This is a genomic window from Rhizorhapis sp. SPR117 (genome assembly GCF_021742065.1).
The window spans coordinates 19,550-27,758 of the sequence record NZ_JAKKIE010000049.1 but is presented as its reverse complement, the minus strand read 5'-3'; the positions used below and the strand labels follow the sequence as shown (position 1 = coordinate 27,758).

Annotated in this window: 8 protein-coding genes; 3 read left to right on the top strand and 5 right to left on the bottom strand. The window is 57.8% G+C overall.

The features are described from left to right. Positions 1–467 precede the first annotated feature (467 nt). Positions 468–1,028, bottom strand: coding sequence for a hypothetical protein (locus L3X40_RS16470; protein WP_237366568.1), 561 nt, complete (start codon positions 1,026–1,028; stop codon positions 468–470). Positions 1,029–1,073: 45 nt separating this feature from the next. Next, complete coding sequence (gene uvrB / locus L3X40_RS16465; RefSeq protein ID WP_237366567.1) at positions 1,074–3,257, bottom strand: excinuclease ABC subunit UvrB; 2,184 nt, start codon at positions 3,255–3,257, stop codon at positions 1,074–1,076. A 65-nt stretch (positions 3,258–3,322) separates the two neighbouring features. On the opposite strand from uvrB, the gene L3X40_RS16460 reads away from it, so the two are divergent. Genes L3X40_RS16460 through L3X40_RS16450 form a run of 3 tightly spaced genes read left to right on the top strand, consistent with a single transcriptional unit; the run spans position 3,323 to position 5,241 of the window. Continuing rightward, entirely contained in the window at positions 3,323–3,892 is a 570-nt protein-coding gene (locus L3X40_RS16460; protein WP_237366566.1) for a DUF3617 domain-containing protein, read from the top strand. Beyond that, positions 3,868–4,683 (top strand): arylamine N-acetyltransferase family protein, encoded by an 816-nt coding sequence (locus tag L3X40_RS16455; protein ID WP_237366565.1) that lies wholly within the window; start codon positions 3,868–3,870, stop codon positions 4,681–4,683. The genes L3X40_RS16460 and L3X40_RS16455 overlap by 25 nt, the downstream gene beginning before the upstream one ends. A 33-nt stretch (positions 4,684–4,716) precedes the next feature. Further along, the gene (locus tag L3X40_RS16450) at positions 4,717–5,241 is read left to right on the top strand and encodes a DUF3617 domain-containing protein (RefSeq protein WP_237366564.1); all 525 of its coding nucleotides are present in this window, start codon (positions 4,717–4,719) and stop codon (positions 5,239–5,241) included. A gap of 35 nt (positions 5,242–5,276) precedes the next feature. Here the strand turns inward: L3X40_RS16450 and dxs are convergent, their stop codons facing one another. From dxs to L3X40_RS16435, 3 genes are all read right to left on the bottom strand, one after another. Further along, positions 5,277–7,202, bottom strand: a complete 1,926-nt coding sequence (gene dxs, locus L3X40_RS16445; protein WP_237366563.1) for a 1-deoxy-D-xylulose-5-phosphate synthase — start codon at positions 7,200–7,202, stop codon at positions 5,277–5,279. An 81-nt stretch (positions 7,203–7,283) separates the two neighbouring features. Continuing rightward, positions 7,284–7,745: a Fur family transcriptional regulator gene (locus L3X40_RS16440; protein ID WP_237366562.1), complete on the bottom strand. Its 462-nt coding sequence runs from the start codon at positions 7,743–7,745 to the stop codon at positions 7,284–7,286. Positions 7,746–7,787: 42 nt separating this feature from the next. Then, on the bottom strand, positions 7,788–8,123 hold the full coding sequence (locus L3X40_RS16435; protein ID WP_445177203.1) for a MerC domain-containing protein: 336 nt from the start codon (positions 8,121–8,123) through the stop codon (positions 7,788–7,790). Between the last annotated feature and the right edge of the window lie 86 nt (positions 8,124–8,209).

Here is an 8,209-nt window from a genome sequence, read left to right as displayed (position 1 = left end):
CGACGAGATCCTCGCCGCCGTCAAACGCTTCTGCCAGAAAACAATGAAGCGAACTTCGGATTCAGGTGACTAGGGTCCTGACCCTAGACATGAGAAGGGCCGCCGGTGCAATCGCATCGACGGCCCTTCAACATGGTCAGCGGCCGGAAGTGCCGCCCCGGAGAACATATTACCGCGCTAAAAGCGACGGAATTCCGTGCTTAGCAGCGTGTTCCCCGATTGGACTTGACCGACCCCTTTGCTGAACCATGAGACATCGGATCACCTCCTTTCGCGTTGTTGATAACGGCGCCACCATTTTGCTCTGATGACAAGCACATGTGTGAATTATTCCGATTCGCGGATCAAGGCTTGAAATAATCTTTTTTGACGCGATAATTACGCGCTCGCGCCGCTTCCACGCTGCGTCGTTTTTTCTTCTCATAGTTCAGAAATTTGTGCGGTCGTTCATAGGAAGCGACTGCCATTCAGCCGCGGCAATCCTCGACAACGCGGGTGAATTCCGGCCATGCAGGGATGGCGAGATAGGGCAGACCCGTAACCTCGACAACGAAGCGGCCACGGCTGAATACCATCCGGTCCAACCATGGATCGGCCGGATCGACATCTGCGGCGGCATAGGATGGTGCACCGCCTGTATCACGCACGGCCCAGACGCCATCACCAAAACTGGTGCGCAAGCGCATCTGCCCACCATTCGCGCCGACACTTCCCGCCCGCGAGACATAGATGCGATCACGCACCTTGTCGCACCGGATGGTCAACGCGGCGCCGCTGCCCTGAACGCCAAATAGCGCAATCGATCCGCGCCCATCCTGACGATACACCCAGTCGCCCGGACTGACGGGCCATGCGCGCCAATCGCTACTGAGCGGCGCGGGGGCAAGGGGAGTGGGCTGCGGTGCCGGAGCAGGCGCAGGCGCAGGAGCAGGCGCGGGCGATGGAGCAGGCGCGGTTTGCGGCACGGCGCAGGCAGCAAGAACCAACGACAGGGCCAGGACAGGCAGCGAACGGATAAAAAAACGCATGGTTGTGCTTATGGCTGACGAAACGGGGCGGCTCAACTGCTAATCCTACCGCCCCATCTTCCGCTGCACCCTCCCATAGCGCATCTTCCGCGTCCCCGGCTTGCCCTCCGTCGCCCGTCCCTTTGGCCCAGCCACCCGATCATCCACCGGCAACCCCAATTCCTCCGCTTCCAGCTTGCGAATTTCGTCGCGCAATCGACCGGCTTCCTCGAACTCCAGATCGGCGGCCGCGGCACGCATCTGCTTTTCCAGATCCTCAATATAGGCGCGCAGATTGTGGCCGACCATGTGCGGACGGTCCGGATCGCCCGTGTCGATCAGGACGCTATCCTTGTTCGCCACATGAGTCATGATATCGCCGATATGGCGTTTGATCGTCGTCGGCGTGATACCGTGTTTCAGATTATACGCTTCCTGCTTTTCCCGGCGACGGCCAGTTTCGTTAAGGGCGCGTTCCATGCTGCCGGTGATGCGGTCGGCATACAGGATCACCCGTCCGTCAACATTGCGCGCCGCGCGTCCGATTGTTTGAATCAGGGAGGTTTCGGACCGCAGAAATCCTTCCTTGTCTGCATCCAATATGGCAACCAGCCCACATTCCGGAATGTCCAATCCCTCTCGCAGCAGGTTGATGCCAACCAGCACGTCATAAACACCGAGCCTCAGATCGCGGATCAGCTCGATGCGTTCCAATGTTTCAACATCGCTATGCATATAGCGGACCCTCAACCCGGCTTCGTGCATGAATTCGGTCAAATCCTCCGCCATGCGCTTGGTGAGCGTGGTGACAAGGGTGCGATAGCCCAGAGCGGCGGTCAGTTTTGCTTCGTTGATCAGATCGTCGACCTGATCCTCCACCGGCTTGATCTCAACAGGTGGGTCGATCAGTCCGGTGGGACGGATTACCTGTTCGCTGAACACGCCGCCGGTCTGTTCCATTTCCCATTTACCCGGCGTTGCCGATACGCTGACCGTCTGCGGTCGCATCGCGTCCCATTCATTGAAGCGCAGGGGCCGATTGTCGATACAACTGGGCAGGCGAAAGCCATATTCGGCCAGCGTGACCTTGCGCCGGTGGTCGCCACGCGCCATCGCGCCGATCTGCGGCACGGTCTGGTGGCTTTCATCGACGAACAGCAAGGCATTTTCGGGAAGATATTCGAATAATGTGGGTGGCGGTTCGCCCGGCAGGCGACCTGTCAGGAAACGTGAATAATTTTCGATTCCAGCACAGCTTCCTGTGGCTGCAATCATCTCCAGGTCAAAATGCGTGCGCTGTTCCAGTCTTTGCGCCTCCAATAGCCTGCCCTCCGCATGGAGTTCCTTGAGCCGTTCGGCCAGTTCAAAACGGATGGCTTCCATCGCCTGCTTCAATGTCGGACCGGGCGTTACATGGTGGCTATTGGGAAAGACCTTCACATAATCCAGGTTCGCCACTTTCCGCCCCGTCAGCGGATCGAACTCGGTGATCTCCTCAATTTCGTCGCCAAAAAAGCTGATGCGCCAGGCAGTATCCTCATAATGCGAGGGAAATATCTCAAGATTGTCCCCCTTCACCCGGAAATTGCCGCGCGCGAAGGCGACATCGTTACGCTTGTACTGCAACGCGACCAGCTTGCGGATGATTTCCCGCTGGTCGGAGATTTCGCCTTTTTGCATGGCAAAGGTCATGGCCGAATAGGTTTCGACCGACCCGATGCCATAAATGCAGGACACCGATGCGACGATCAGCACATCGTCGCGCTCCAGCAATGACCGGGTGGCGCTGTGCCGCATCCGGTCGATCGCTTCGTTTACGCTGCTTTCCTTCTCGATGTAGGTGTCCGACCGCGGCACATAGGCTTCGGGCTGATAATAATCATAATAGCTGACGAAATATTCGACGGCATTCTCCGGGAAAAAACTTTTGAATTCGCCATAAAGCTGCGCCGCCAATATCTTGTTGGGCGCGAGGATCAGAGCCGGCCGCTGCATAGCTTCAATAACTTTGGCCATAGTGAAGGTTTTGCCCGATCCGGTGACACCCAACAGCACCTGATCGCGCTCGCCCGCACTTGCCGCTTCAACCAGTTCGGCGATTGCGGTCGGCTGATCTCCGCTAGGTTCATAGTCGGACACCAGCTTGAATGGCCGTCCGCCTTCGCTCTTTTCCGGGCGTTCGGGACGGTGCGGTACAAAGCTTCCACCGGTTTCGGGTTCGGCCAGACTGGTTCTGATTTGAATCGTCATGCGCAGTTGATATGGTAGCTGGGTTACGTGGCGCAACAGCGCGTGCAAATGAAGGGGGAAATGCCATGAAAAGCGTGATGCTGTTAACTGCCGCGCTGGCGATAACCTTGATCTCCGGCTGCGAAAAGGCCGAAAAAGCCGAACAGGATACAACGACTCGGGACACTGGATCTGGTAGCCCGACATCCTCATCCATCCACATCAAACCGGGCCTGTGGGAAAGCAGCTTTCAGGTCGATACGCTTGAAATGGACGGCATGCCCGCTGGTATGCCGCCCGGAATGATGGATCAGATGAAATCGGGCATGAATCGAACCGCGCTGCGCTATTGCGTAACGCCCGAGGAAGCGGCGCGGCCCAACGCGGATTTCCTCACTGGCCAGAAAAAGTCCAATTGCACCTATAAACATATGGAAATGGGGGGTGGCACAATCACCGCCGAAGTCGTCTGCGAACAGCCCGATGGCAAGGGCCGGATGCAGTCAAAGATGAAGGGCCGTTACGCGACCGACAGCTACGACATGGCGATGGACATGCAATCATCCGGCATGAGCAACGGCGGGGGGATGCATATGAAAGCCAGGACGTCGGGCAAATGGGTTGCCAGCGAATGTCCGGCGGATTTGAAAAACTGATTGACCTGACCGCCTATTTGCGCCGTATCGGCCTAACCCACGCGCCTCCCGCGACGATTGAAGGGCTGATGGCGGTGCAGCGCGCACATCGGCTCGCCATAGCATTCGAAAATCTGGATATTTCGTTGGGCCGAGGGATCAGTCTCGATCCCGATGCCGTATTCGAAAAGCTGGTGGCACGGCGGCGCGGCGGCTATTGCTTCGAACAGAATCAGTTGTTTCTGCGGGGACTCATCGCAATCGGCTTTGAAGCGCGACCGCTGCTGGCCCGGGTGTGGTTGATGGCCGATGGCATGCCACCGCTAACTCACACGCTCAATCTGGTGACTTTGGACGACCGACAATGGATCGCCGATGCAGGCTTTGGCGGCGACTTCACCCCACCCATGCCTTTGGAAACAGGAGAGATTGCAGAAGCGCCCGGGAACGTCCTTTATCGCCTGATCGAGGATGAACGCGGTTGGCTCTTGCAACGAGAGGATGGCAAGGGCTGGCAGGATCAATATAGTTTTACGCTGGCGCCAGTCGAGCCGTGCGATCTGGAAGTCGGCAATCATTGGACGTCGACCCGTCCCGGAACGCGCTTTACCACCCTGCGCACCGTCAGTCACGCTTTGCCGGACGGTCGTGCAGGACTGATAGAGCGGCAACTTTCCATCACGCGTTCGGGTGTTACGCAGGAACGCGAGATTATGGATGGCCGCGACTATCGCGCCGTTCTGGACAATATCTTCGATCTTGAAATCACGGAACAGGAGGTTGCCGCGCTCGGTCTGTTCGGTTCCGACTGATATTGAAGCAGAAGTACAACAGGGGAGAATGTCATGCGTAAATATCTTTTGATCGCATCAACCATGCTGGGACTATCCGCATGTAGCGGAGGTAGCGATGAAGACGCTGCCGCCAATGCCGCCGCCGAAGCAAAGCCGCCTCTGATGCAACCGGGCGAGTGGGAAATAACGCACAAACTTACCGGCTATAACTATGACGGCCTGACCAAAGAGGAATATGACGCGAAGCTGGGTGAAACGGTAACGACAAAGGCGTGCATAACCGACGAAACCGCCGACCGACCGGACGCGACCTTCCTGGCGTCCAATCAGGGGACGGAATGCACCTATAACAACCTGACGCCGACCGCCGGTCGCCTGTCCGCCACGCTTACGTGCAAATCGGCACCCGGCACCATCGACATTCTACTCGACGGGTCCAGCCGGGATGGCACCTGGATGCTGGCTGAACAAAGCACCAGGATGGCCGAGGGAAAGCCGACCGTCCGTGCATCCGCAGACGTAACGGCCACGCGGCTTGGCGACTGCCCAACGGCAGGGGAAACGACGACCGGATGATAAGAAGGTAAGACCCGACATATAGCGGGCTGGCGTCAGGCGCGTGCGCCCTCAACCAGTCCGCTGTCGTTATACCGCAATGCTTTCAGCACCGTTGCCACAATACCGTCTGCATCCAGGCCAGCATCTGCATATTGCTTTTCCGGCTTGTCATGTTCCTGAAATATATCGGGCAGGCGCAATGTACGCAGTTTCAAGCCCGCGTCGATCAAGCCGATATCACTCGCCATGGTCAGCACATGGGCGCCAAGGCCCCCGATGCTGCCTTCCTCCACCGTCACCGCAACTTCGTGTGTGGTGAGCAGCTTGCGGATCAATGCTTCATCCAATGGCTTGGCAAAACGCAAGTCGGCGACGGTGGCGGACAGCCCCTTGGCATCCAGTATGTCAGCCGCTTTCAAAGCCTCTTCCAACCGCGTGCCAAGCGAGAGGATCGCAACCTTCTTGCCTTCGCGCACGATGCGTCCCTTGCCGATGGGCAGAGCCTGCGGAACAGCGGGCAAGGCAATACCAGTGCCTGATCCGCGCGGATAGCGGACGGCAATCGGCCCGGCATCATGGAGTGCGCAGGTGTGGACCATGTGCACCAGTTCTGCCTCGTCGCTTGCCGCCATCACCACCATATTTGGCAATGTCGCCAGATATGTAACATCGAAACTGCCCGCATGCGTGCTGCCATCCGCCCCGACCAGCCCTGCCCGGTCGATGGCAAAGCGAACGGGCAGGTTTTGAATCGCCACATCGTGCACCACCTGATCATAGGCACGCTGTAGAAAGGTGGAATAAATCGCGCAAAACGGCCGTATCCCCTGCGCCGCCAAACCAGCGGCGAAGGTGACGGCGTGCTGTTCAGCAATGCCGACGTCAAATGTGCGGTCGGGAAAAGCAGCCTGAAATTCGTCAAGACCGGTGCCCGATGGCATGGCCGCCGTGATCGCACAGATTTTTTCATCACGCTCCGCTTCGGCGATCAGCGCTTTGGCAAAAACACTGGTATAGCTGGGCGGACCGGGAGGGGATTTGGCCTGTTCGCCGCTCACTATGTCGAACTTCTGTACGCCATGATATTTATCGTCGGCTTCCTCGGCGGGAGCATAGCCCTTGCCCTTTTGCGTGACGACATGGATCAGGCAGGGGCCTTCTGCCGCGTCGCGGACATTTTCAAGCACCGGGATCAGGTGATCCAGGTTGTGCCCATCGACGGGACCGACATAATAAAAACCCAGTTCTTCAAACAAGGTGCCGCCGGTTGCCATGCCACGGGCAAACTCATCAGTCTTGCGCGCCGCGATGTGCAGCGATTTGGGTAGCTTGCGCGCCAGTCGCCGCAGTATGTCGCGTACTGACAGAAATTCCCGGCTCGACACAATGCGCGCCAGATATGCGGACAAGCCGCCCACAGGCGGGGCAATCGACATGTCATTGTCATTCAGAATGACGATCAGACGATTGCCTGCCGCTTCTGCATTGTTCATCGCCTCGTACGCCATGCCCGCTGACATCGCGCCGTCTCCGATCACGGCAATGGCCTTGCCTGGCCTGTCCGACATCTTGTTGGCAATGGCAAAGCCAAGGGCCGCACTGATGGACGTGGAACTATGCGCCGCGCCGAAGGGATCATATTCGCTTTCAGAACGCTTGGTAAAACCGGAAAGCCCGCCACCCTGACGCAAGGTACGGATGCGATCGCGCCGGCCGGTCAGAATCTTGTGCGGATAGCATTGATGCCCAACATCCCAGATGAGGCGATCTTCAGGCGTGTCGAAAACATAATGAATGGCGGTGGTAAGTTCGACGACCCCAAGCCCCGAACCCAGATGCCCGCCTGTGACCCCGACGGCAGAAATCACTTCCTGTCGCAGCTCGTCGGCAAGCTGACGCAACTGGTGCGGCTGCAACTTGCGCAGATCTCCGGGCGTCGTGACCCGGTCAAGCAGTGGGGTATCTGGCGTTTGGGGCATATACGGCCTTCCTCCCGAACATGTATCGATTTTAAGGCTTGGTGTCGAACGGGCTAGAAAATAATGGAGCGAACAGCGGGATCACGCACATTTGGCGCAACGACCCAGCACTTCCATGACGGGTCGTTCGGGAACAAAACCATGGCTCTGTGCGACTTTACGCACCCCTTGGGACAGTGTGTCGTCGTCGATATGCGTTGCCTCTCCACAGGTTTCGCAAACCAGGAAGATGCAGTCATGGACGCAGCCGGGGTGCGCGTTGGCGATATAGGCGTTGGCGCTTTCCACCCGCATGGCCAGGTTGTTGTTCACGAACACATCCAATATTCGATAGACACTGTTGGGCGCGACGCGTTTTCCGCGTTTTTGGGAAACCAGATCGGCTATGTCATAAGCCGACGCGGGCTTTTCGAATCCCGCAAGCACCTCAAAAATTGCCGAACGCATGTCGGTCCACTGCTCGCCCTGCTGTTCGAGCGTGTGCTTTGCTTCGTCCGCAAGCGAATCGCCGGTCGGTTCCAGATGTTGATGCTGCTGGCCCATCAGACCTAAATATTGCGCCTGCCCCCCAAGGGCAAGGGCAGACTATGTTTCTGCCCGACGCGAGGCGCGATAATTCAGGTTGTGACCCAGCGCCAGGATGGCAACCCCCGACATGGTGAAAATTATTTCCTGCGCACCATGCGGCACAGCCAGCGCGACAGCCATCAGGCCCAAACCAAACACCCCAACCATTGCAGGTAACCGCAAACCATGAACAAACACACCGCGGCCCAGTGCGATGGCACCCAGCAAAATCGCAATCGCCAATCCGCTTTCATGGATTACCGGGGATAGAAAGATGCTTCCCGCCGAAGCGAGAACAGCCACGAAAATTGCAGTTCCCAGGCAGTGTGCAAGGCAGAGACCCGACAGACCCATGGCCAGCCGGTCAATCTTTCCATCCTTTAACAATGCTCGCAACACAGACGGCCTTTCATCATGGTGATTCATCCTAAGCACATTTG

Bases quoted from the DNA above. Each gene is read 5' to 3' on its own strand.
- L3X40_RS16470 (WP_237366568.1), bottom strand. From the start codon at position 1,028: ATGCGTTTTTTTATCCGTTCGCTGCCTGTCCTGGCCCTGTCGTTGGTT.
- uvrB (WP_237366567.1), bottom strand. From the start codon at position 3,257: ATGACGATTCAAATCAGAACCAGTCTGGCCGAACCCGAAACCGGTGGA.
- L3X40_RS16460 (WP_237366566.1), top strand. From the start codon at position 3,323: ATGAAAAGCGTGATGCTGTTAACTGCCGCGCTGGCGATAACCTTGATC.
- L3X40_RS16455 (WP_237366565.1), top strand. From the start codon at position 3,868: ATGTCCGGCGGATTTGAAAAACTGATTGACCTGACCGCCTATTTGCGC.
- L3X40_RS16450 (WP_237366564.1), top strand. From the start codon at position 4,717: ATGCGTAAATATCTTTTGATCGCATCAACCATGCTGGGACTATCCGCA.
- dxs (WP_237366563.1), bottom strand. From the start codon at position 7,202: ATGCCCCAAACGCCAGATACCCCACTGCTTGACCGGGTCACGACGCCC.
- L3X40_RS16440 (WP_237366562.1), bottom strand. From the start codon at position 7,745: ATGGGCCAGCAGCATCAACATCTGGAACCGACCGGCGATTCGCTTGCG.
- L3X40_RS16435 (WP_445177203.1), bottom strand. From the start codon at position 8,123: ATGGGTCTGTCGGGTCTCTGCCTTGCACACTGCCTGGGAACTGCAATT.